24 protein-coding genes and 1 riboswitch are annotated in these 20,691 nt (G+C 46.5%); of the genes, 21 read left to right on the forward strand and 3 right to left on the reverse strand.

Features of this window, described 5'->3' with window-relative positions; genetic code table 11:
• Window positions 1–116 precede the first annotated feature (116 nt).
• Window positions 117–1,454, forward strand: a complete 1,338-nt coding sequence (locus L865_RS0108490; protein ID WP_028772836.1) for a coproporphyrinogen III oxidase family protein — start codon at window positions 117–119, stop codon at window positions 1,452–1,454.
• Window positions 1,455–1,503: 49 nt separating this feature from the next.
• Here L865_RS0108490 and L865_RS25475 read toward each other — a convergent pair whose 3' ends face one another.
• Window positions 1,504–1,662 (reverse strand): hypothetical protein, encoded by a 159-nt coding sequence (locus L865_RS25475; protein WP_157577497.1) that lies wholly within the window; start codon window positions 1,660–1,662, stop codon window positions 1,504–1,506.
• A 288-nt stretch (window positions 1,663–1,950) separates the two neighbouring features.
• Here L865_RS25475 and L865_RS0108500 point away from each other — a divergent pair, with 288 nt between their 5' ends.
• From L865_RS0108500 to L865_RS0108530, 7 genes are all read left to right on the forward strand, one after another.
• Window positions 1,951–2,235, forward strand: coding sequence for a putative quinol monooxygenase (locus L865_RS0108500; RefSeq protein WP_028772837.1), 285 nt, complete (start codon window positions 1,951–1,953; stop codon window positions 2,233–2,235).
• 4 nt (window positions 2,236–2,239) lie between these two features.
• Window positions 2,240–2,800, forward strand: a complete 561-nt coding sequence (locus L865_RS0108505; protein WP_028772838.1) for a GNAT family N-acetyltransferase — start codon at window positions 2,240–2,242, stop codon at window positions 2,798–2,800.
• Window positions 2,788–3,183 (forward strand): GNAT family N-acetyltransferase, encoded by a 396-nt coding sequence (locus L865_RS0108510; RefSeq protein ID WP_028772839.1) that lies wholly within the window; start codon window positions 2,788–2,790, stop codon window positions 3,181–3,183. Before L865_RS0108505 ends, L865_RS0108510 begins: the two co-directional genes overlap by 13 nt.
• 122 nt (window positions 3,184–3,305) lie before the next feature.
• Window positions 3,306–4,154 (forward strand): PfkB family carbohydrate kinase, encoded by an 849-nt coding sequence (locus L865_RS0108515; protein ID WP_028772840.1) that lies wholly within the window; start codon window positions 3,306–3,308, stop codon window positions 4,152–4,154.
• A 301-nt stretch (window positions 4,155–4,455) separates the two neighbouring features.
• Window positions 4,456–5,913, forward strand: a complete 1,458-nt coding sequence (locus L865_RS0108520) for a sensor domain-containing diguanylate cyclase (RefSeq protein WP_028772841.1) — start codon at window positions 4,456–4,458, stop codon at window positions 5,911–5,913.
• 23 nt (window positions 5,914–5,936) lie between these two features.
• Window positions 5,937–6,626 (forward strand): MOSC domain-containing protein, encoded by a 690-nt coding sequence (locus tag L865_RS0108525; protein WP_028772842.1) that lies wholly within the window; start codon window positions 5,937–5,939, stop codon window positions 6,624–6,626.
• 72 nt (window positions 6,627–6,698) lie between these two features.
• Window positions 6,699–7,022 (forward strand): DUF4870 domain-containing protein, encoded by a 324-nt coding sequence (locus L865_RS0108530; RefSeq protein WP_051484533.1) that lies wholly within the window; start codon window positions 6,699–6,701, stop codon window positions 7,020–7,022.
• A gap of 65 nt (window positions 7,023–7,087) precedes the next feature.
• On the opposite strand, the gene L865_RS0108535 is transcribed toward L865_RS0108530, so the two are convergent.
• Window positions 7,088–9,004 carry a methyl-accepting chemotaxis protein gene (locus L865_RS0108535; protein ID WP_028772844.1) on the reverse strand — a complete coding sequence of 639 codons (1,917 nt, stop codon included), beginning with the start codon at window positions 9,002–9,004 and terminating at the stop codon, window positions 7,088–7,090.
• A gap of 378 nt (window positions 9,005–9,382) precedes the next feature.
• Complete coding sequence (locus tag L865_RS0108545) at window positions 9,383–11,032, reverse strand: electron transfer flavoprotein-ubiquinone oxidoreductase (RefSeq protein WP_028772845.1); 1,650 nt, start codon at window positions 11,030–11,032, stop codon at window positions 9,383–9,385.
• A 225-nt stretch (window positions 11,033–11,257) separates the two neighbouring features.
• A riboswitch (molybdenum cofactor riboswitch) is annotated at window positions 11,258–11,393 on the forward strand.
• Between L865_RS0108545 and moaA the strand changes: the two genes are divergently transcribed.
• The 13 genes from moaA (at window position 11,381) to L865_RS0108615 (ending at window position 20,674) form a co-directional block, all read left to right on the forward strand.
• On the forward strand, window positions 11,381–12,361 hold the full coding sequence (gene moaA, locus L865_RS0108550; protein WP_028772846.1) for a GTP 3',8-cyclase MoaA: 981 nt from the start codon (window positions 11,381–11,383) through the stop codon (window positions 12,359–12,361). (Overlaps the previous riboswitch by 13 nt.)
• 91 nt (window positions 12,362–12,452) lie before the next feature.
• Complete coding sequence (moaB, locus tag L865_RS0108555; RefSeq protein ID WP_028772847.1) at window positions 12,453–12,971, forward strand: molybdenum cofactor biosynthesis protein B; 519 nt, start codon at window positions 12,453–12,455, stop codon at window positions 12,969–12,971.
• Between the two features lie 117 nt (window positions 12,972–13,088).
• Entirely contained in the window at window positions 13,089–13,520 is a 432-nt protein-coding gene (gene moaC, locus L865_RS0108560; RefSeq protein ID WP_372847441.1) for a cyclic pyranopterin monophosphate synthase MoaC, read from the forward strand.
• An 18-nt stretch (window positions 13,521–13,538) separates the two neighbouring features.
• Complete coding sequence (gene moaD / locus L865_RS0108565; protein WP_028772849.1) at window positions 13,539–13,790, forward strand: molybdopterin synthase sulfur carrier subunit; 252 nt, start codon at window positions 13,539–13,541, stop codon at window positions 13,788–13,790.
• Window position 13,791: 1 nt separating this feature from the next.
• Window positions 13,792–14,259, forward strand: a complete 468-nt coding sequence (gene moaE / locus L865_RS0108570) for a molybdopterin synthase catalytic subunit MoaE (RefSeq protein ID WP_028772850.1) — start codon at window positions 13,792–13,794, stop codon at window positions 14,257–14,259.
• Between the two features lie 78 nt (window positions 14,260–14,337).
• Entirely contained in the window at window positions 14,338–15,090 is a 753-nt protein-coding gene (gene modA / locus L865_RS0108575) for a molybdate ABC transporter substrate-binding protein (RefSeq protein WP_084632504.1), read from the forward strand.
• A 3-nt stretch (window positions 15,091–15,093) separates the two neighbouring features.
• Complete coding sequence (modB, locus tag L865_RS0108580; protein ID WP_028772852.1) at window positions 15,094–15,774, forward strand: molybdate ABC transporter permease subunit; 681 nt, start codon at window positions 15,094–15,096, stop codon at window positions 15,772–15,774.
• Complete coding sequence (locus L865_RS0108585) at window positions 15,755–16,873, forward strand: ABC transporter ATP-binding protein (protein WP_028772853.1); 1,119 nt, start codon at window positions 15,755–15,757, stop codon at window positions 16,871–16,873. Before modB ends, L865_RS0108585 begins: the two co-directional genes overlap by 20 nt.
• A 148-nt stretch (window positions 16,874–17,021) precedes the next feature.
• Window positions 17,022–17,372, forward strand: a complete 351-nt coding sequence (locus tag L865_RS0108595; RefSeq protein ID WP_028772854.1) for a NirD/YgiW/YdeI family stress tolerance protein — start codon at window positions 17,022–17,024, stop codon at window positions 17,370–17,372.
• A 96-nt stretch (window positions 17,373–17,468) separates the two neighbouring features.
• The gene (locus tag L865_RS0108600) at window positions 17,469–18,005 is read left to right on the forward strand and encodes a PepSY domain-containing protein (protein WP_028772855.1); all 537 of its coding nucleotides are present in this window, start codon (window positions 17,469–17,471) and stop codon (window positions 18,003–18,005) included.
• A gap of 3 nt (window positions 18,006–18,008) precedes the next feature.
• Window positions 18,009–18,686 (forward strand): response regulator transcription factor, encoded by a 678-nt coding sequence (locus tag L865_RS0108605; protein WP_028772856.1) that lies wholly within the window; start codon window positions 18,009–18,011, stop codon window positions 18,684–18,686.
• Window positions 18,687–18,768: 82 nt separating this feature from the next.
• Window positions 18,769–19,992 (forward strand): sensor histidine kinase, encoded by a 1,224-nt coding sequence (locus tag L865_RS0108610; protein ID WP_211237693.1) that lies wholly within the window; start codon window positions 18,769–18,771, stop codon window positions 19,990–19,992.
• A gap of 7 nt (window positions 19,993–19,999) precedes the next feature.
• Window positions 20,000–20,674 (forward strand): TIGR01621 family pseudouridine synthase, encoded by a 675-nt coding sequence (locus L865_RS0108615; protein WP_028772858.1) that lies wholly within the window; start codon window positions 20,000–20,002, stop codon window positions 20,672–20,674.
• The last annotated feature ends 17 nt before the right edge of the window (window positions 20,675–20,691 follow it).

Consider the following 20,691-nt stretch of genomic DNA (forward strand, 5'->3'; position numbering starts at 1 on the left):
TAACCAGTTCACGTTTTATCTATAACTTAAGTGATACTTTTGTGTTCCGCATATAGGATGTGTCCCTCACAAGTGTGTCGTTCCGTCACGGAAAGTTGTTTTAGTCAGGAATTAATATGTCATCAATTATTCAATCAGCTAGCACAGAAATAGTTACGCCTTATCAGGCAGATATTACCGTGCCGAACTGGATGCTCAGCTCGATGGAACGAGTAATGCAGTTTTACGTTGATAGAAACCTAAGACTCGATACTCAGTCAGCCTCGATGATGCCTAAGCCCGTTGAGGGTAAGAAGTACATGCTGTATGCCCATGTGCCCTTTTGTCATACCTTGTGCTCTTTCTGTACTTTTCATCGTTTTCTATTTAAAGAAGACAAGGCTCGCGCTTATTTCATCTCACTACGTAAAGAGATGGATATGGTTAAGGTGCTTGGCTACGATTTTGAGTCTATGTATATCGGTGGTGGTACCACAACCGTTTTAGAAGATGAGCTAGCCCGCACCATTGAACATGCTAAAACCTTGTTCCCTGGTATTAAAGAGGTGTCTTGCGAGTCAGATCCGCAGCATCTTGATAGCCCAGGCTTTAAGCAGCTAAAGGGGCTGGTTGATCGTATGTCGATCGGTGTACAGAGCTTCAACGATGACATTTTGACCATGACTGACCGCATCGAAAAGTTTGGTTCTGGGCAAGAAACCTTCGACAAGATTATGGCAGCTAAAGAGCTGTTTCCAATTATCAACGTTGACTTAATATTTGGTTTCCGCGGCCAAACCGATGAAGTGATTCAACACGATTTAGATATGGCGTCGAAACTCGATCCTCGTCAAATTACCACTTATCCTTTGATGATTACTCATCAGACTCGTAAAAGTGTCAAAGGTAAGCTTGCTGCCCCTCACGGTGATATGGCACGCCAGTATCGTCAAATTCTCAATAGCCTCAATGGCCAATATAACCAGTTATCTTCTTGGGCATTTGGTAAAGCCAACAATGAAGGCTTTGATGAGTACGTTATTGATTATGATGAGTATTTGGGTGTGGGTTCGGGCTCGTTCAGTTTTCTAGATGATACTTTGTATGTGAATAATTTCTCACTGCGTAAGTATCAAGAGAACATTGCTGCGGGTCGCATGGGTGTGGAACAACAGAAGCAATATAGCAAGAAAGATGTCATGCAGTACCGTTTCTTGTTGGGTATGTTCTCTGGTCGTTTGTCGCGTAAATATTTCCGCGAAACATTTGGGGTTAACTTAGATTTTGCTTTGTTTAAAGAGATGACCTCCATGAAAGCCATTGGTGCCATTAAGAACGATCCTAAAGATCCTGATAACCTCATTGTCACCGATAACGGCAAAATGATGGGCCTATTGATGATGAAAGAGTTCTACTCAGGCATGGATAATGTGCGTGCCCAGTTGCGTAAACCGCTGAAAGAAGCAGATATGTAAATAACGCTGCAATAAAGAAAAGGCTGTCAAATGACAGCCTTTTTTGTGTCTAGTCGCTTTTGATAGCGCGCTGTAAGTATTGAATCTCTTGGCGTATCTGTTTGACGTAATTGTCTTCGTGATTCAGCCGTTCAAACTCTTGCAAACAAGCTTGATAGCGCGCTAAACGTTGTTCTGGTCCATCGGCGATGTCAAATAACTCGTCCATGTTAATCATAAAATCCCTTTCCCTTAGGCATACTACTTTTGACTGCGATCATTGTAATTCGATGCCATAACATCAAGATGTAGCACTTAAGTATTAAACCAAGGTAAACTAAATGTCTATTGGTTATTTATTGTTTTTATTCAATTAGATAGATGTTTAGCGTAAACACTGTTTCCTACTATTCTGATAATACTCACATCGACGTGCGATATGGCTTACACAGGCATTGGATATTTAGGTCAAATTGGGTGTAACCTGATCACTTTATCTGTATAGGGAGCCTTAATCATGATTGTTCGTGTCGGACACTTCCAAGCGGCTGCAGGCCAGTCAGCAGCGCTGTATCAATTTTTACTGTCGTTATCAGATCACATTAGTCAATCAGCGGGCAATTTAGGTTATCAAGTGTTAACTGACGATGAGTCGAGTGATAAGTTTATGGTGATAGAGCATTGGCAGTCCAAACAGGCGCATCAAGATTCGTTGGCAGCTTACCCTAAGGAGCAGATGGCGGCGGTCATGCCGTTGTTTGCTGGCATGCCGACAGGCCATTATTACCTCAGTGAAGGCTGAATTGATGACCGTATTATTTGCTTGCCAACGTGTGTATGTTCGCCAGTTTCAAGCTGATGATATCGCCGGGTTTGTGCGCTATCGGCAAGATCCTGAGGTGGCAAGATATCAAAGTTGGCACAACTATACCCTAGCAGACGGTCAGGCACTGTTTGAGCAGATGCAGCAAACTCCGTTCGCCCAGTTGGGTAACTGGTATCAGCTGGCGATCATCACCAAAGACTCTGAACAGTTAATTGGTGACTTAGCCGTGCATTTTGTCGATGAACATCAAATAGAAATTGGCTTTACGCTAGCGCCAGCCTTTCAAGGCCAAGGTTTTGCAAAAGAAGCGCTTATAGGTTGCTTAACTTGGTTGTTTGAGTCTCTGGGTAAGCATCGAGTTTCAGCCATAACAGATTGCGATAATCAGCCATCATGGCGACTATTAGCCAGTGTCGGATTTAGGCGAGAGGCACATTGGCATGAGAATATTTTCTTTAAAGGGCAATGGGGCAGTGAGTATGGTTATGCCTTATTGGCCAAAGAGTGGCAGGAGTTGAAAGCGCATCTATGCAGCAATTGATTGAGCAGGTGGTTGGTGTTGATGACTTTGTACGGCTACGGCAGATCACGGGGTTAACCCCACGTCCTAGGTCGGCAGCGGAAAAAGGCTTGCCGCGCAGTTTATATGGTGTGCATATCGTGCAGGACAATCAGGTGGTTGCGATGGGCCGTGTCGTTGGCGATGGTGCACTTAATTTTGAGGTGGTTGATATCGCGGTCGACCCGCAATTCCAAGGGCAAGGTTTAGGGCGAAAAATCATGCAGTCAATTATGGACTATCTCGATCAACAAGCTCCTAAAGGGGCGTACATCACCTTAATGGCCGATGTGCCCGCTTTGTATCTTAAATTTGGTTTTAAATACAGCCGGCCTGCCAGTGAAGGTATGTACATTGTTAAGTAGTAATAGTTGAGGTGGCGTTAGCCAGTTGCTATAACTGCAATCATTATGAGTATGCTCGCGCGATGGCTAGTTGCCGCTGAAGCCTAAAGGCATGGCGCTTGCTCACATATCTTGGAGTCTTAATGGCCAATATTATTTTAGTTGCTAACCTCAATTGCGATCGCATTTTAAAATTAAATAAACCATTGCAAACCGGTGGCCGCTTTCACTATCAAGACGGTGGGCAGCGACTCGGTGGCGGCGGAGCTAATACTGGACTGGGCCTCGTTTGGGCCGGGCATCGGGTAGCGCTGGTGAGTGAGGTTGGCCGTGATAAGGTCGGCGATTGGTTGCTGGCCGAGGCCAGTACTCAAGGTATAGATTGTCACCTTATTCAGCGCCACGAGGGCAACACTAATGAAATGTTATTAGTGATGACACCGGATGGTGAGCGCACGATTATTCGACCTCAAAGACCTATTTTTGAATTGGCCGCGCCACCCACATGGTCGCAGTGGGATGCTTTATATATTAACTCCTCTGCTGAAGGTGCGGTAAGTTGGGCAAAAACAGCGCTTAAGCAAGCACTGGTGATGGCGCAGCTAGCCAAAGATGAGCGGCCTCGTCCATGTCATATTCTGATCGCATCAAAAACCGATATGGCAGGCCGTAGCACGTTGTTGCCGTGGCAATTTGGTCAGTCAATTGCGGGTGAGAGCTTAAAATACTTTATCGTCACAGATGGAGAGCAGGGCGCAGTGGTGCATGAGGCAGACCAAAGCCGACATGTCGATGCGGTCACCGCCACGGTGGTGGATACCACAGGGGCGGGTGATGCCTATGCCGCAGGCTTATTGCATGGACAAATGCAGGGCTGGGATATTATCAAATCAATGCAAGAAGCTTCTAGGTGGTCTGCTTTTGCCGTGGCGACACAAAGCTCTATTCCTGGTAGAGCGCTTAAACGCTACCTCAGTGAACCCGAGTCATAGTTTAGACTCATTACTGTCATGAAGCTGTCATCAATGGCCGTTAAATTTAGCGGCCATTACTCCCGTGCTTGTTAATTCAGTTGTGCTAAGTTTTAGCGTCTTCTTGCCCCGAACCCCATCGGGGCATTTTTTTATCCTAATTTTCAACGCTATTTGTTTAGGGATTACTCGCCATATCAGTGCAGATTTACACCGGGCATCAGCAAAGACATCGCTTTAATTAGTGAGATTTTGTTTAAATTCGGTTACATTTGGGTTAAATCAGAATAACAACAAACAAGATTAATGCGTTGAGGTAGTTATGGGCAGTACGGTGTGGAGTGACAAGCGAAAATTCACTTGGATATTATCCATATTGCTTTTAGGTGCCTTTGTACTAACCAGTGCAATCAGTTATCAAGTTGCCCATGAGTCTTTACGTGAGCAGATTGCCGATAACGCACTGCCGTTAACCAGTGACAATATCTATTCTGAAATCCAACAAGATTTGCTGCGACCTATTTTTATCTCCTCATTAATGGCCCATGACACTTTTGTGCGCGACTGGACACTAAACCAAGAACAAGAGCCAGAACAGCTGATTCGCTACCTCAAAGAGATCCAAGATAAATATGACACAGTAACCAGCTTTTTTATCTCTGAAAAATCACGTAACTATTACCACTCAAGTGGTGTTTTGAAGCAGATTGCTGACGCCAGCCCCGATGACGCATGGTATTTTCGGGTGCGCTCATTACCTGCTGACGAGCTTTATGAAGTAAATATCGACCCCGACAGCGCCGATAAATCTCGCACTGTGGTGTATGTAAATTACAAGGTGTTCGACTTTGAAGGTAATTTTATTGGCGTGACAGGGGTCGGACTTGCGGTCGACAAAGTTAAAGAGCTAGTTGAGCTATACCAGCAGCGCTACAACCGCCGGGTTTATTTTGTTGACCGAGAGGGTAAAGTTACCTTGCATGGCGCCCAATATGAAGGTGGCCAATCATTGCAGGGCACCGAAGGTCTGACCAAATACGCCACGCGCATTCTTACCAGCCCAAGTGCATCGCTAACCTATCAGCAACAAGGCAAAACGGTTTACCTCAATAGCCGTTTAGTCTCTGAATTTAAGTGGTATTTGATAGTCGAGCAATTTGAAGTCGAAAGTGAGCAAAAATTGATGAACACTTTTTGGTTCAATATTATGCTCAGTGTCGCCGTGACGATTATTATCATTGTTATTGCCAACTTGACCTTAGGCCGATATCAGCGGCGGTTAGAGCTAATGGCATCGACTGACAAGCTGACTGGTGCCGCTAATCGGCAAGCCTTTGATGCGACTTATACCCGCTTGCTGCAAAAGTGCCAGGCTAATCAGCAGCCATTGAGTATTGTGTTGGTTGATATTGACCACTTCAAAGCCGTCAATGACAGCCATGGACATAATGTTGGTGATTTGGTCATTCAGTCTATTAGCCATGCTCTGATGGATGCCGTTGCTAAACAAGGTTTGGTATGTCGCTGGGGCGGCGAAGAGTTTTTACTATTATTACCTGAATTTGATTTGGCCAAATCCAATCAACTCGCGGAGCAGATACGCAATAATGTCGCCCAGCGTTCGATTCGTGTTAATGGTTCTGAAGTGCGGGTGACTATCAGTATTGGTGTGGCAAGCTTACGCGATGAAGAGCAACGTGATCAGCTACTCAATCGTGCAGATACCGCATTATATCAAGCTAAAGAGTTAGGAAGAAATCAGGTAGTATTGTCGCATTAGTCACTTAAAAGGAGTCGTGCGTCGTGACACAAGCAGTATTAGTGAATAGTTTATCTGGGGTTTACGCTGGCGAATCTATGGTGTCATTTGATGGCATTGAAAGCGGAATAAATGGTAAAAGCCGCCGTGAATACCTCGAGGTTAACAGTTGCGATGTGCAAGGCGATGCTCAAGCGGATCCTAAACATCATGGTGGCGTAGATCGGGTACTGCATCATTTTCCACGTGAACATTATGGCCAATACCGCCGCTGGGACATGATAACCGGCTTTAAAGATGCCCCAGCGATGGGCGAGAACATCAGTACCGTTGGCGTTGATGAATCTATGGTGCATATTGGCGACATTGTGCAGATAGGTGAAGTAGTCCTACAGGTGACTCAGCCGCGTTCACCCTGCTTTAAACTTAATAAGCAATTTGGTCACCCAGAGTTCGCGCTGGCGATGCAGACCAGTAGTTTGTGTGGCTGGCTTTACCGAGTGCTGCAGCCGGGTAAGATTTACCCACACGATGCGATGCAACTCATAGAGCGTCGCAGTGACATATCGGTTAAGCAGGCGATGGCGATATATTTTAGTACCGAATTTGATGAAGCAGAATATCAACGACTGCTGGCCGCTGAAGGGTTGGCGATGTCGTGGCGACAAAGTTTGGCTAAACGACTTGATAGCCGTAAGATTGAAAATTGGAAAATTCGCCTGTTTGGCTTTTAATGGTTATTTAATTCAAGGAGAGATACAGTGATAGAAGAAGGGCAAACAGCGTTATCGAAAGATGACAAAAACATGGGTGTTGCTGTGCATTTAGCCAGCTTTTCAGGCTACCTTATCCCGTTTGGTTCTATTTTAGGACCGCTTATTGTGTGGTTAATGAAACGCGATGAAATTGCCTTTGTTGATACCTGTGGCCGCAACTGTTTAAACTTTAAATTAAGCTTGGTTGTGTATGTGTTTATCAGCCTTATTCTCGCGTTTGTCGGCATAGGTTTTATCTTGTTAGGCCTTATTGCTATCGCGGATATTGTGCTAACGATTATTGCCGCAATGAAAGCCAGCGAAGGCGAAAGTTACCGTTATCCGTTGAGCATTCAGTTTTTAAAAGCGCGCTAATAACCAAAAAACTGATTAAAAAAGCCCGCAATAGCGGGCTTTTTTAATCAGATAACACCTAAAGCTTAAACTTTGAAACCTGCCACTAAACTATCAAGGCGGCGAGCCAAGTCGTTTAAATCGGCACTGGCTTGCGCAACAGCATGTGAGGTCTCCGCTGTGCGCTGAGTGATCTCACTGATTTCAGTGACATTGCGGTTAATATCTTCAACAACCGTTGATTGTTCCTCAGTCGCCGCAGCCACTTGGATATTCATATCGGTGATCGACCCAATGCGCTCACTAATCGCGGTTAGAGTTTGGCTTGCTTCATCAACGGCGAGCACACCTTCCTGACTGCGACTGCGGCTTTGAGTCATTGCCTCTACAGCGCGGCTTGCTTCTGCCTGCAAGTTATCAATCATTTTTTGCACTTCGTCAGTTGAGGCTGCAGTACGAGATGCCAGGTCACGCACTTCATCGGCCACAACTGCAAACCCACGACCCGCCTCACCAGCACGGGCTGCTTCAATAGCGGCATTAAGCGCCAATAGGTTGGTTTGATCGGATACCGCACGAATGACGTCAAGAATACTGCCTATCGAAGTCGTGTGAGTCGCCAATGACTCAATCACCGTGCCCACCTGTTCGACATCATCAGACAGCTGGTTAATCGTGCCACGGGCGCGAGTCACTACTTCTTGTCCGGTATTAGATTCATTGTCAGCATCTTTGGCGTTGTCGGCTGCTTGAGCGGCGTTCCCCGCAATCTCATGCACCGTTGCACCCATTTCATTAATGGCGGTTACTACCATCATGGTTTGGTCTTTTTGCAACTGGCTATCATCTAAGGTTTGCTGGGCTTGGCTGGCAACCTCTTTGGCCGCCTTGCTAAGCTGCTCACTAGTATCGGTGACTTCAACAATTGACGCCTGAATCTTGGTAATAAAACTATTAAAACCCTTGGCGAGTTGCGCCAGTTCATCGTTACCATTAACCGGTAAGCGTTGGCGCAGATCGCCTTCACCTTCACCAATATCTTGCAGCATAGCAGCAACCTTAGCGATAGGTTGGCTAACAGAGCTTGCGACTACCGAGGCAAGTAAAATAAATGCCACGGCGATGACCACAGTCCAGATTAAGATTTGATAGGCTGACTCTTGCAGTAAGGCAAAGACTTCAGCTTCAGGCACTTGTGCGACAATATACCAGTCCATTGATGGAATATAGCTGGTGGCGACAAAGGTTGATTCACCGTCAAGCTCGGTCTCCAATAAACTAAAGTCACTACGGTTTATCAGATTATTGGTTTGGCTATTTGGGTACAATGAGGCCAAAGTTGCACGGTCAATCTGGGCGGTATCTTTATGCAGTTTTACCTGCCCTTGAGCATCAACCAGATAGACAAACCCTGTTTGTTCAATTTGGAATGAATCCAGTAAGCGCACCATGTCATCAAGCGATTTAGCCAGACCCACTAGGCCACGGCCATCAGGCTCTTGATAGTTAATGAATAGCTTTACGTCGCCATTGGACTCAGTAAAGACATTGAGCATGCGCTCTTGGCGGCTATTTTTGTAATCAAAAAACCAGCTATCTTGGCCTGGGTTTAAGATACGCAAAAAACCGTCTTGGGTGTAATAAGCGGCGGTGTCACGGTCAGCGTATGAGGCTTGGGTTAACTCATATTGCTGCTGAATGCCGCGTAATTGCTGGATCACTAAGCCTTCTTCTTCAGCTGGGCGCCCATCAATTAGCCAATCCGTTAACATTTCGCTGGTGGCGAGCTGCTCTGCGGCGTTGAATAACGTGGAGATGTCCATCTCTACTTTATTGCGGATCTGCTGCAGCATATTAGGTAGCTCAGAGTTGAGCATACGTTGTTCAACCACTTGCTTAGCGCTGCGTTGACTGAGTACTCCCACGAGTACGGTTGACAAAAACACCGCTAAGGTTACCGTCAACAATATCTTTTGTTTGATAGTTAACTTATTAAATTGCATAGTTTATTCGGCTCGCATCAAATATGTGCATTTGCTTTGGCTGCACTTAATGAGTCACTAGATGAGTGACGTTATTGTCTTACCCATCTAAGCATAGATTATTTTTGTAGAGGTATAGGTACGTGTTTCAGATATTAACTGGACGTGTAGTTAGGCTTGCTACGTCTCTTTAAGTGGCGCGGATTATGAGCAGCTTTGTAACAGAAAGCAACAGTTGTTGGTTAAAAAACTATCAATAGTTGTGAACTCGTTGGCAATAAATTGCAACAGTCTTTCGCGTTGCTGATTAGCCGGATACATGACTGCTTAGCTTTAGCGGCGGCGTTTGTGCTGAAAGGCAGCGACGCTATGCCGTGGCATAGCGTCGCATCGGGGACATTACATATTAGGGTAGTTGGGCCCACCGCCGCCTTCTGGGGTCACCCAAGTGATGTTTTGGCTCGGGTCTTTAATGTCGCAAGTCTTACAGTGAATGCAGTTTTGACTGTTGATAACAAACTTGTTTTCACCGTTCTCTTCGATGATTTCATAAACGCCTGCAGGGCAATATCGCTGCGCAGGTTCATCAAATCTCGGTAAGTTAACCGCAACCGGAATAGTGCTATCTTTTAGACGCAAGTGGCACAACTGGTCTTCTTCATGGAAGGTATTAGATAAATAAACAGAAGAGAGTTTATCAAAGCTTAACTTGCCATCAGGCTTAGGATAGTCAATCTTGCTGTAACTATTTACATCTGCCATCTGGCTGTGGTCGGGCTTTTCATCACGCAGGGTGATTGGGAACTTGCCACCAAACCAATTTTGGTCAATGTAGTTAAATGCTCCGCCCAGATACGCGCCAAACTTGTGCATTGCAGGGCCAAAGTTACGTGAGGTATATAGCTCTTCCTGTAACCAGCTCTTTTCAAAGCGCTCTTGATAGCAATCAAGATCTTTACCACCGTCAACACCAGCATGTAGCGCATGAGAAATGGTTTCTGCGGCAAGAATGCCACTCTTCATGGCTGTGTGGGTGCCTTTAATTTTGGCAAAGTTTAACGTGCCGGCATCGCAGCCGACTATCAGGCCGCCTGGGAAGCTCATTTTAGGCAGCGAGTTGAGCCCCCCTTTGGTGATTGCTCGTGCGCCATAGCTGACTCGCTCACCACCGGTTAAGTGTTTAGCGATAGTTGGATGAGTTTTATAACGCTGGAACTCGTCAAACGGGCTTAAATGTGGGTTTTGGTAATTGAGATCAACAATCAGTCCAACTGCAACCTGATTATCTTCAAGGTGGTACAAAAAGCCGCCCCCCGATGAACCATCAACCAATGGCCAGCCGCCAGTATGGACTACTTTACCTTGATGATGCTGCTCACTAGGGATTTTCCAAATCTCTTTAAATCCGAGTCCATAGTGCTGCGGGGTCTTGCCATTATCTAGATGATACTTATCAATTAGTTGCTTGCCCAAATGGCCGCGGCAGCCTTCACTAAATACGGTGTACTTAGCGTGTAGCTCCATGCCGGGTTCATAACTATCTTTGGGTTGGCCATCTTCACCTACGCCCATATCACCGATGATGATACCTTTTACACTACCGTCTTCGTGATATAGCAAGTCGCTTGCGGGGAAACCAGGGAAGATTTCAACGCCCAAGGCTTCAGCTTGTTCCGCTAACCAACGAGCAAGGTTACCGACACTGATAATATAGTTACCATCGTTATGCATGGTTTTTGGAATAAAGGCATTGGGCATTGCGCGAGAAGCCGTTTCTGAACTGAGCATGTGCAGCTCGTCGTCGGTCACCGGTGTTAGTAGCGGTGCGCCGCGTTCTTGCCAATCATCAAATAATTCAGACAATACTTTGGGCTCAAATACCGCACCAGATAAGATGTGGGCGCCGACTTCCGAGCCTTTTTCTACCACACAAACGGTCAGCTCTTTATTGCTGTCTTGGGCGATCTGCATCAGCCGACATGCTGTTGCAAGACCGGAAGGGCCTGCTCCGACGATAACTACGTCGAACTCCATTGATTCGCGTTCCATCACTCCACCTCTTTGTTGCGTCCCCCGATTGAAACGGGTGTTTTAGTTTGTATGCTCACCTTACCTGAAAAACCAAAGATAGCACAGAGTTTAGGCAGTGCTTGAGTGCAAATTTTGTCGATTAGCCTTCGTGAGCGGTGTCACAAAAAATTAACGGTTATTGGGGCTAGCGCAACTATTTTGCCGTTTTTACTTCCAGCATATGCCGAAATCTGCCTATAATTGACCTTGACGGTTCTCCGAGCTTTTAGTCCTACGTCTCCATGATATGGACTGTTAGCCGTGGCAATAACGCCACCGGGGTGAGAAAAGAAATTGACTCACCTCCCCTTACTTGGAAAGGTGATCATGTCTCAACTACAAGACAATTTTGGTCGAAGATTTCACTATTTGCGAATGTCAGTCACTGACGTTTGTAATTTCAAATGTACCTACTGCCTCCCCGATGGCTACCGCCCAGATGGTAAGCCCAAGTTTCTTGATCTCAATGAAATTGAAAACTTAGTCGGCGCGTTTGCAGAGGTCGGCACGAAAAAAATCCGTATCACGGGTGGTGAGCCTACGCTGCGTAAGGATTTTAGCGATATCATTCGCATTGTTGCTGATAACGGCAATATTGACACTATCGCCACAACTACCAATGGTTATCGCTTAGAAAAGCATGCCAAAGAGTGGTTTGATGCTGGCTTACGTCGTATAAATGTGTCGGTCGATAGCCTAGACCCACGCATGTTTTATCAAATCACCGGTGAGAATAAATTTGATGAAGTGATGCGCGGTATTGATGCTGCGCTGGATGCGGGCTTTGAGCGAGTTAAGATTAATGCGGTATTACTTAAAGATCTTAACGACAAAGACCTACCGCGCTTCTTACATTGGATTAAAAATACCCCCATTGATTTGCGTTTCATTGAGTTAATGGAAACCGGTCTCGGGCGTGAATATTTCCAAGCACACCATTTAGCTGGTGCCGATATTAAGTCGCGTTTGTATGCGGAAGGTTGGCAGATGGATCGCCCTGCAGCAGATGATGGTCCTGCGCAAAACTTTAGTCATCACGACTATAAAGGGCGTATTGGATTGATTATGCCGTACGAGAAGAACTTCTGCGCCAGCTGTAACCGCCTGCGAGTATCGGCTAAAGGTAAACTGCACCTGTGCTTATTTACCGAAAATGGCCTCGATCTGCGCGACCTTTTACAGCATAACGATCAACGAGCTGAGTTGGTTGAACGCTTACACGGTCAATTAGCCCAGAAAAAAGAAACCCATTTCTTGCACGATGGCATCACTGGCGTGACCAAGCATTTAGCCTCTATTGGCGGCTAACTTGGTGCTGGGCAAGTCTGCTTGTCCAGCAATCTGCCTGCTATTGGCACTCTTCATTGTTTAATACCAAATCTATTGCGAGACATTAGCTATGGGACATTGTAATACGACTGAGTTTAAACCACTCAATATCGCGGTCTTAACCTTGTCTGATTCACGGGATTTAAGCCAAGATACTTCGGGACAATTTTTACAAGATGCGCTACTTGAAGCGGGGCACAAGCTTGCTGCAAGACAATTAATCAAAGATGATAAGTATCAGATTAGATCGGTGATTTCGCAGTGGGTTGCTGATGAAAGTGTGCAAGTGATTGTGACAACAGGTGGTACAGGCTTTACCCCAAGAGACAACACGCCGGAAGCGGTAAAGCCACTGTTCGATCGTGAAATTGAAGGTTTTGGTGAGCTCTTTAGACACATTACCTACACCGAACTGGGGACCTCCACGGTACAGTCAAGAGCGCTGGGCGGCTTTGCCAATCAGACTGCTATTTTCTGTTTGCCAGGTTCCACTGGCGCATGCCGTACCGGTTGGAACAATATTATTAAAGAGCAGCTTGATGCAACCCATCGACCCTGCAATTTCGTGATGCATGTCAAGCAGGTGTAATCGTTTTACACCGATAATATCGGCTACACTGCTACAGCCGCGAATCGACAACTATTTAAGGTTTAACAACTCATGAGTAATGAATTTACCCATATTAATGCAGACGGTAATGCCCACATGGTGGATGTGACCGAGAAGAATGTCACCGAACGTGAAGCCCGTGCGGAAGCATTTATTGAGATGGCCCCAGAAACGCTGCAAATGATCATGAGCGGCGCTCACCATAAGGGAGATGTGTTTGCGACTGCGCGTATCGCCGGTATTCAAGCGGCAAAGAAAACCTCAGATCTGATTCCACTGTGTCACCCACTGATGCTCACTAAAGTTGAAGTGGATTTAGAAGCACAGCCTGAACATAACCGCGTACGTATCACCAGTTTGTGCAAGCTATCGGGGAAAACCGGCGTAGAGATGGAAGCATTAACTGCAGCCTCTGTCGCGGCATTGACCATTTATGATATGTGTAAAGCTGTGCAGAAAGATATGATCATTTCCCAGACACGGTTAACAGAAAAGCGTGGCGGAAAGTCAGGCCACTTTAAAGCGTAATTGCCAAGGTATAGATAGATGATAAATGTATTGTTTTTTGCTCAAGTACGGGAATTATTAGGTGAAGGTAATGTGAGTGTAGAAGCTAACGATACCAATAACACCGCCGAAGGCCTACGTGCACAACTTGCCGCCAAAGACGACAAGTGGGGCAAAGTGCTCGCGTCAGATAAGCTTTTAGTTGCCGTGAACCAGACGATCAGTAGCTGGGATACCCCGGTGCAAGACGGCGACGAAGTGGCATTTTTCCCGCCGGTAACAGGAGGCTAATATGACCTCTAAACTGAATGTGGTTCGGGTACAAACCGAAGACTTTAGTGTCGCAGATGAATATGGCTTGATTGCTGCTGACAACAGTGATGGCGCAGCAGTAACCTTCGTAGGTAAGGTGCGTGATTTTAATGATGGCAGTGTTGTCACTGACTTAACATTAGAGCACTATCCTGGCATGACCGAAGCGGTACTTAATCAAATTGCAGCAGAAGCACGCGAGCGTTGGCCACTCAATAATGTCACCATTATTCACCGCGTTGGCACCATGGCGCTAGGCGAGCAAATTGTGTTTATTGGTGTCACCAGTGCCCACCGCAAAGCGGCGTTTGCTGCCTGTGAGTTTCTGATTGATTTCTTGAAAACCAAAGCGCCGTTTTGGAAGCTAGAAGCCGGTGATCAAGGAGCCAATTGGGTTGAGGCTAAAGACGCCGACGAACAAGCTGCAAAAATGTGGCAAAAAGACTAAACCTTGGGAGTTGTCGCCATTGTGGTGAAATCATTGCTAGGCTCAATTAAGCACGCGCTAGTGGCGTTAACGATATGGATGAGCTGCAGCTTGTCAGCCGCCTTTGCCGCTGATATGCCTGCCATTGCGGCGGCGGCCAATATCAAGTTTGCCTTGGATGAAGTGCATCAGGCATTTACCCAAGATACGGGCAAACGAGTGCGGATCTCCTATGGGTCGTCGGGTAACTTTGTTGCTCAAATACGCCATGGCGCGCCTTTTGAACTGTTTTTATCGGCAGATGAACGATACATCAAACAGTTGAAAAGCCTTGGAGTCACGACTAGCGAAGGCTCCTTGTATGCGATTGGTCGATTGGCGCTCGCCGCCCCTAAGTCATCGACGCTAACACTCGACAGTGAGCTTAAAGGATTGCAGCAGATGATTGCGGACGGCAGTTTGCGCCGCTTTGCCATTGCTAACCCTGAGCATGCTCCTTACGGTGCACGGGCCAAAGAAATCCTACTCAAACAAGGTTTATGGCAAGCAATCGAGCCTAAGCTCATATTTGGCGAAAATGTCTCTCAAGCCGCGCAATTTGCACTCAGTGGTTCAACACAAGGTGGAATTGTGGCGCTTTCTTTAGCCATCGCACCGCAGTTCAAAGCCAATGCGCACTATGTGGCCCTGCCTGAATCCATGCACTCGCCGATGTTGCAGCGTATGGTACTGACGGAAAAAGCGGGGGAGACCGCCAAGCAGTTCTATCAATACTTGCAAAGCCCTCGTGCTGGCGAGATTTTCGTTAAGTACGGCTTTGGTTTGCCAGACAAACCAACCGCAGAGGATTAAGGTATGGATTGGCAAGCATTAATGCTTTCAATCAAGCTTAGTACTGTCACAGTACTGATCTTAATTCCGTTTTCCATCATTGTGAGTCGGTTCTTGGCTTATCGTCAGTTTAAAGGTAAGTCTTGGGTTGAGGCGCTGATTATGGTGCCGTTAGTGCTGCCTCCAACCGTTATTGGCTATTACCTGTTAGTTGGCTTGGGCAGTCAATCTTGGCTTGGCCAATGGATTGAACGGCTATTTGGTCAGCAACTGGTCTTTAGCTTTGCTGGTCTGGTGGTGGCTTCGGTGATTGTTAATATTCCTTTCGCCATCCAACCTATTCAACGTGCATTTGAAGCGGTACCTGAAGATGTGCGAGACGCGGCTGCATGCTGCGGCATGAGCCCACTAAAGGCACTGTTTAAAATTGAGATTCCTTTGGTTTGGCCGGGGGTGTTAACCGCATTAGTATTGTGCTTTTCCCATGTACTCGGTGAGTTTGGTGTGGTGTTAATGATGGGTGGCAATATTGAGGGCGAAACTAAAACCATCGCTATCTCAATATATGACAGCGTACAGGCATTTGACTTTGCCAGTGCCGGTCAGATGTCGTTGGTGTTGTTGGTCTTTGCGATTACGGCGTTGGCGTTAACGACCAGTATGTCCCGCAGAATGGGAGGCGCCCGTGGCACAACAGGTCGCTGATCTACACTGCAATATTTCCCAGCAAAAATTCATTAAACTTGAAGCTGAATTTACCTGTAAAGCAGGGGAGTTGCTGGCTGTTGTTGGTCCTTCTGGTGGCGGTAAGTCAACTTTACTGCGCATGATTGCCGGGCTCAATAAACCACAGCAAGGCGAGATTAGCTATGGTGAGCAAGTTTGGTTTAGCTCCAGCAGTAAACAGTTTTTAACTCCACAACAACGTCACCTAGGTTATGTGCCTCAGCATTTTGGTTTATTTCCTAACCTGAGTGCCTTAGACAATGTGATTGCTGCGCTTGACCATATCCCCAAAAGCGAACGTGAAACTCGAGCCAGAACTTGGCTAGAGCGGGTTAATTTGCATGGTCTACCCGAGCGCTTACCCGCCAACCTTTCTGGCGGTCAACGTCAGCGTGTGGCGCTGGCACGTGCTTTGGCCCGTGAACCGTCGGTGTTGTTGCTTGATGAACCTTTTAGTGCGGTAGACAGAGAAACCCGTGAGCGCTTGTACCTTGAGTTAGCCCGCTTAAAAGAGCAGTTGTCGATACCTGTGATTATGGTTACCCATGATTTAAACGAAGCCATGCTGCTGGCCGACAAGATGATTCTGATCAGCCAAGGTAAGTTGTTGCAGCAAGGGGCGCCGCGAGAAGTGCTCACTAAGCCACGCAATGAAGCGGTGGCCAAGCAGATGGGTCTGAGAAACATTTTTGATGCGCATGTCGTGGCGCAAGAAACCGAGCGGAAAATTACTTGGCTTAAGTTTGGCGAGCACCTAATAGCTGCCAGCTATATTGACCAACTTGATGTTGGAACTAAAGTGCGTTGGGTGATCCCCAATCAAGGGGTACGATTTAACTCCATTACCAAGGGACGTTTGTGCCGCAGTTTCAATAAGCTCGACATTAGCATAGATTCGATGTTGGTCATGGGCGAGTCAGTGCGCATTGTGGCCAGTATGCAAGGGGTTAAACATCAGCTCAATGCCGAAGTGCCATTGCACTTAGCGCAAAAGCTAAATTTAGCACCGGGTGTAGCAACTGAAGTTGCACTTAAATCAGAGCTTATTCAAATACTTGAAACCGACTCTGCTAGCTAGCGATGTAGGCATGACCACGCGTTGCTGCCAGCGTGCTATTTAGCTTATCAATTGCTGATTGCAACATGATCAAATCTTAATCTCATTGCCATCTCTGCGTTATCCAATCCCCGTTATTATGCAACCACATTTAACGGGGGAAAACGCTATGTCAAAGAAACTAACTGGAACACTCATTTTATCTTGTGTACTCACTCTACCTACTTTTGCAGCTTACACCGGCCCAAGTGCTGAGAAGGTGATGAAACATGTGTCTGAGGCTGATAAAGCTAAAGATGACATGCCGGTAGAGCTTACCGGTAAGCTAGTTAAAAGTTTAGGTGATGAAAAATACTTGTTCCGTGATGAAACGGGTGAGATTGAAGTTGAGATTGATGATGCACTATGGCGCGATATTGAAGTATCGGATGAAACCACAGTGACGTTGCGCGGTGAAGTGGATGATGAGTGGCAAGGTATTGAAATCGAAATCGATAGTATCAACGTGCTTGCGGACTGATCGGCAAGCATTTGGTCGTTGTGTTAGCTTTTTTGGGGTCACTTTTATCCCTAATTACGGTAAGATGATGGCTCATAATATTTTTTCGGAGGAGTTATGACGCGTTGGTTAGTTGGGGCTATGGTCCTATCAAGCATCGGGTTTTCTGCGCCTAGTTGGGCGGCAAAGGAAGTGCTTGAACTACTTTCTAATAATCAAGGTCTGACTCCTGAAGTGTTACTTTCGCAAGTAGAACGAGATTATTCTGGGGTTATTTGCGAATTTGAAATAGATGTTGAAGACGGCGAGCTCGTTTACGAAATTAGCGTTATCAACAGTCAGCTTGAGACCATCACTGAGTTTGAGTTTTTAGCTAAAGATGGCAGCCTCATTGACCAGAAAATATCCGCCTTAGAGGCTGATGATCAAGACAGTTTAAAAGCGGTAGTATTGATTCAAGATCAAGCACTGACATTTTCACAACTGGTTGAACAAGCGATGCACGACCGCCAAGCTTATGTGCTTGAAGCGCAACTGGATCATGATTTGGGCATCAGCTATTTAGAGCTAAAGCTGATAGATGAAACCGGCAAACGGACTTTGGCGTATGATATTAAAAATCAACGCCCATTACCTATGTTGAAGTGGGATTAACAGATGAAAATATTGCTAGTTGAAGATGATGCCACCACGATTGAGTACGTGGTAAAAGGATTTGCCGAGCAAGGGCATAACATTGAAACGGCAAGTGATGGTCATCAAGGGCTGCTGCTAGCGACCAGTATGCAGTACGATTTGATCATTCTCGATCGCATGCTACCGCAGCTTGATGGTTTAAAAGTGCTTGCCGCTGTACGCGCCACAGGGTGCCAAACGCCAGTGCTAATCTTATCAGCGTTAAGCCATGTTGATGAGCGAGTGAAAGGTTTGCGCGCCGGTGGCGACGATTACATGACCAAGCCTTTTGCGTTTTCGGAGCTCTTGGTTCGCGCTGAAAAACTGATGCACCGCGGCCAATCACAGCCTGCTAAAACAGAGCTGGCGGTGGGTAATCTGGTGATGGAACTACTCACCCGTAAAGTGACCTTGGACGGCAACGAGATACTGCTACAGCCTAAAGAATTTCAACTGCTCAAATACTTGATGGAACACCCTAATCAAGTGATTAGCCGTACATTGCTGTTTGAAGCGGTATGGGACTATCACTTTGATCCGCGAACTAACGTGATTGATGTGCATATCGCTAAGTTACGACGTAAATTTGAAGAGCTGGGATTTGGCGAGTTAATCGAGACCGTCAGAGGTGCAGGCTATCGTCTCCGTCAAGGGAATTAGACCCTACCAAAGCAGTGCGTGGCGCATCACCATTATCTTTTCTGGGTTAGTCACGCTGATTATTGGCACCTTGCTATTTGGCATGTATCGCCAGTTGATGAATGAGCAAGAGTTGCAGCTTAATCAGCATCTTGCTGCTGAAAAAGCACGCTATCAACAGATGGCACTCACCTTAGATAGACGCAGCTTTGCTACCCAAATTCGTAATGCAGACCCTAAGGTCGCGCTGGTGGCATGGCGTAACTCATACGATCTGGTTGGCGCATTGAGTTTAATGCCCGACAACATGCCGCTGTTACCGCAGACCCGCGATTTCCCGATTTTGACCGGTGGACCAGACAAGCTACATATTTTAACCGGTGGCTTGGTGATGACTCGTTATGGTCCAGTGTTAATTGCTACCCGTACTGATCAGTTGGCGACCTTGATTGAGCGGTTTGTTAATGCCGCCATTACCGCCATGATGCTGACTATTGTGCTGACATTGGCACTGGGGTACCTGTTTTCCAAAGCCATTTTACGACGACTGGTGCAATATAACCGCTTGAGTCGCCGGATTGAGAAAGGCGAATACTCAACACGGTTGCCTGTCAGTTGGCGCCAAGATGAATTCGATATGCTGGCGCGCAAGTTCAATCGGGTACTCGATACCTTAGAGGACAATTTGCATGCGGTCCGTGGGGCAACAGACAATATTGCCCATGATTTACGTACGCCGTTGTCGCATCTACGTATTGGTTTAGAGCAGTTACCGAGTAAACCGGCCCACGAGCTCGACGAGGCGTGCGCCATTTTGACCGAAGAGCTCGATCACTGCTTAGCAACCTTTGATGCCATGTTGTCGCTTACCCGCATTGAGGAAGGCCAGCAAACGCTGGAGCTGCAACCTTTGAGTTTGCACGCTATTTGCCAAGACTTGTATGAAATGGCCGAAGCGATGGCTGAGCTTAAAGAGCAGCAATTGACCTTGCAGTTAGGTGACGATGCCACAGTGACAGGTGACAAATACCTGTTGTTCCAAGCATTGTTTAACTTGGTCGACAACGCCATTAAATACTCAGGCGAAGGTGCACAGGTACACATAGTGCAACAAGGCAAACAGATCATCATTAGAGATAATGGGCCGGGAATTGCCGATGAGGCGAAAGATAAAGTCTTTGATCGTCTAGTGCGTCTCGATCCTAGCCGTCATCACAAAGGCACTGGTTTGGGTTTGTCGCTTGTGAAAGCGATTATCAGCCGCCACAATGGGCGTATTAGTTTGCAAGATGCCCAACCCGGTTTGATGGTTGTGATAGATTTTTAAGGTATATATGTATCGTATCGTTGCCGATGAGGCTGATTTTATTGTTATCGACAAGTCGGCAGGGGTGCACTTCCATAGCCAAGATGGTCAGGCTGGGGTGATGGCACAGTTAGAAGCTGATTTAGGCGTTAAATTGTTTTCGGTTCATCGCCTCGATACGCTCACCTCTGGGTTACTGCTCTTTGCTAAACATGCAGCTGCCGCCGCCACGTTTACGCAGATGTTTGCCGCCCATCAGATCCAAAAATACTATGTTGCATTAGCCACAGGTAAGCCTAAAAAGAAGCAAGGTGCGGTGGTCGGTGATATGGCTAAAGCCAGGCGTAGTATGCATAAACTGCTACGAAGCAAAGATAATCCTGCCATTACTCAGTTTTTTTCGCAGTCAGTGGATCCTGGGTTGCGACTCTATTTGCTTAAGCCGTTAACGGGTAAAACCCATCAAATTAGAGTGGCACTTGCCAGTCTAGGGGTGCCGATTTTAGGTGATGCACTTTATGGTGGTGAGCCAGCACAGCGCGGCTATTTACACGCGTATAGCGTGAATTTTGTTTATAATAATCAACAGTTCGAATATTTCTGTCAGCCGACTCAGGGCGAGAGTTTTACTACAGATAATACCGTAAAGCAGTTGCAAACTTGGGCTAACCCTGAGAAGTTAGCATGGCCTAAACAAAAATAATTGCTCATAAAAGGGAG

This window comes from Shewanella waksmanii ATCC BAA-643, assembly GCF_000518805.1.
GTDB lineage: Bacteria > Pseudomonadota > Gammaproteobacteria > Enterobacterales > Shewanellaceae > Shewanella > Shewanella waksmanii.

What these genes read in the sequence shown, in the direction of transcription:
- moaE (WP_028772850.1), top strand. Translation starts at nt 13,792, where the DNA reads ATGACCTCTAAACTGAATGTGGTTCGGGTACAAACCGAAGACTTTAGT.
- L865_RS0108615 (WP_028772858.1), top strand. Translation starts at nt 20,000, where the DNA reads ATGTATCGTATCGTTGCCGATGAGGCTGATTTTATTGTTATCGACAAG.
- moaA (WP_028772846.1), top strand. Translation starts at nt 11,381, where the DNA reads ATGTCTCAACTACAAGACAATTTTGGTCGAAGATTTCACTATTTGCGA.
- moaD (WP_028772849.1), top strand. Translation starts at nt 13,539, where the DNA reads ATGATAAATGTATTGTTTTTTGCTCAAGTACGGGAATTATTAGGTGAA.
- L865_RS25475 (WP_157577497.1), bottom strand. Translation starts at nt 1,662, where the DNA reads ATGGACGAGTTATTTGACATCGCCGATGGACCAGAACAACGTTTAGCG.
- moaC (WP_372847441.1), top strand. Translation starts at nt 13,089, where the DNA reads ATGGTGGATGTGACCGAGAAGAATGTCACCGAACGTGAAGCCCGTGCG.
- L865_RS0108520 (WP_028772841.1), top strand. Translation starts at nt 4,456, where the DNA reads ATGGGCAGTACGGTGTGGAGTGACAAGCGAAAATTCACTTGGATATTA.
- L865_RS0108515 (WP_028772840.1), top strand. Translation starts at nt 3,306, where the DNA reads ATGGCCAATATTATTTTAGTTGCTAACCTCAATTGCGATCGCATTTTA.
- L865_RS0108500 (WP_028772837.1), top strand. Translation starts at nt 1,951, where the DNA reads ATGATTGTTCGTGTCGGACACTTCCAAGCGGCTGCAGGCCAGTCAGCA.
- L865_RS0108535 (WP_028772844.1), bottom strand. Translation starts at nt 9,004, where the DNA reads ATGCAATTTAATAAGTTAACTATCAAACAAAAGATATTGTTGACGGTA.
- modA (WP_084632504.1), top strand. Translation starts at nt 14,338, where the DNA reads ATGAGCTGCAGCTTGTCAGCCGCCTTTGCCGCTGATATGCCTGCCATT.
- L865_RS0108600 (WP_028772855.1), top strand. Translation starts at nt 17,469, where the DNA reads ATGACGCGTTGGTTAGTTGGGGCTATGGTCCTATCAAGCATCGGGTTT.
- L865_RS0108605 (WP_028772856.1), top strand. Translation starts at nt 18,009, where the DNA reads ATGAAAATATTGCTAGTTGAAGATGATGCCACCACGATTGAGTACGTG.
- moaB (WP_028772847.1), top strand. Translation starts at nt 12,453, where the DNA reads ATGGGACATTGTAATACGACTGAGTTTAAACCACTCAATATCGCGGTC.
- L865_RS0108610 (WP_211237693.1), top strand. Translation starts at nt 18,769, where the DNA reads ATGTATCGCCAGTTGATGAATGAGCAAGAGTTGCAGCTTAATCAGCAT.
- L865_RS0108545 (WP_028772845.1), bottom strand. Translation starts at nt 11,032, where the DNA reads ATGGAACGCGAATCAATGGAGTTCGACGTAGTTATCGTCGGAGCAGGC.
- L865_RS0108505 (WP_028772838.1), top strand. Translation starts at nt 2,240, where the DNA reads ATGACCGTATTATTTGCTTGCCAACGTGTGTATGTTCGCCAGTTTCAA.
- L865_RS0108490 (WP_028772836.1), top strand. Translation starts at nt 117, where the DNA reads ATGTCATCAATTATTCAATCAGCTAGCACAGAAATAGTTACGCCTTAT.
- L865_RS0108510 (WP_028772839.1), top strand. Translation starts at nt 2,788, where the DNA reads ATGCAGCAATTGATTGAGCAGGTGGTTGGTGTTGATGACTTTGTACGG.
- L865_RS0108530 (WP_051484533.1), top strand. Translation starts at nt 6,699, where the DNA reads ATGGGTGTTGCTGTGCATTTAGCCAGCTTTTCAGGCTACCTTATCCCG.
- modB (WP_028772852.1), top strand. Translation starts at nt 15,094, where the DNA reads ATGGATTGGCAAGCATTAATGCTTTCAATCAAGCTTAGTACTGTCACA.
- L865_RS0108595 (WP_028772854.1), top strand. Translation starts at nt 17,022, where the DNA reads ATGTCAAAGAAACTAACTGGAACACTCATTTTATCTTGTGTACTCACT.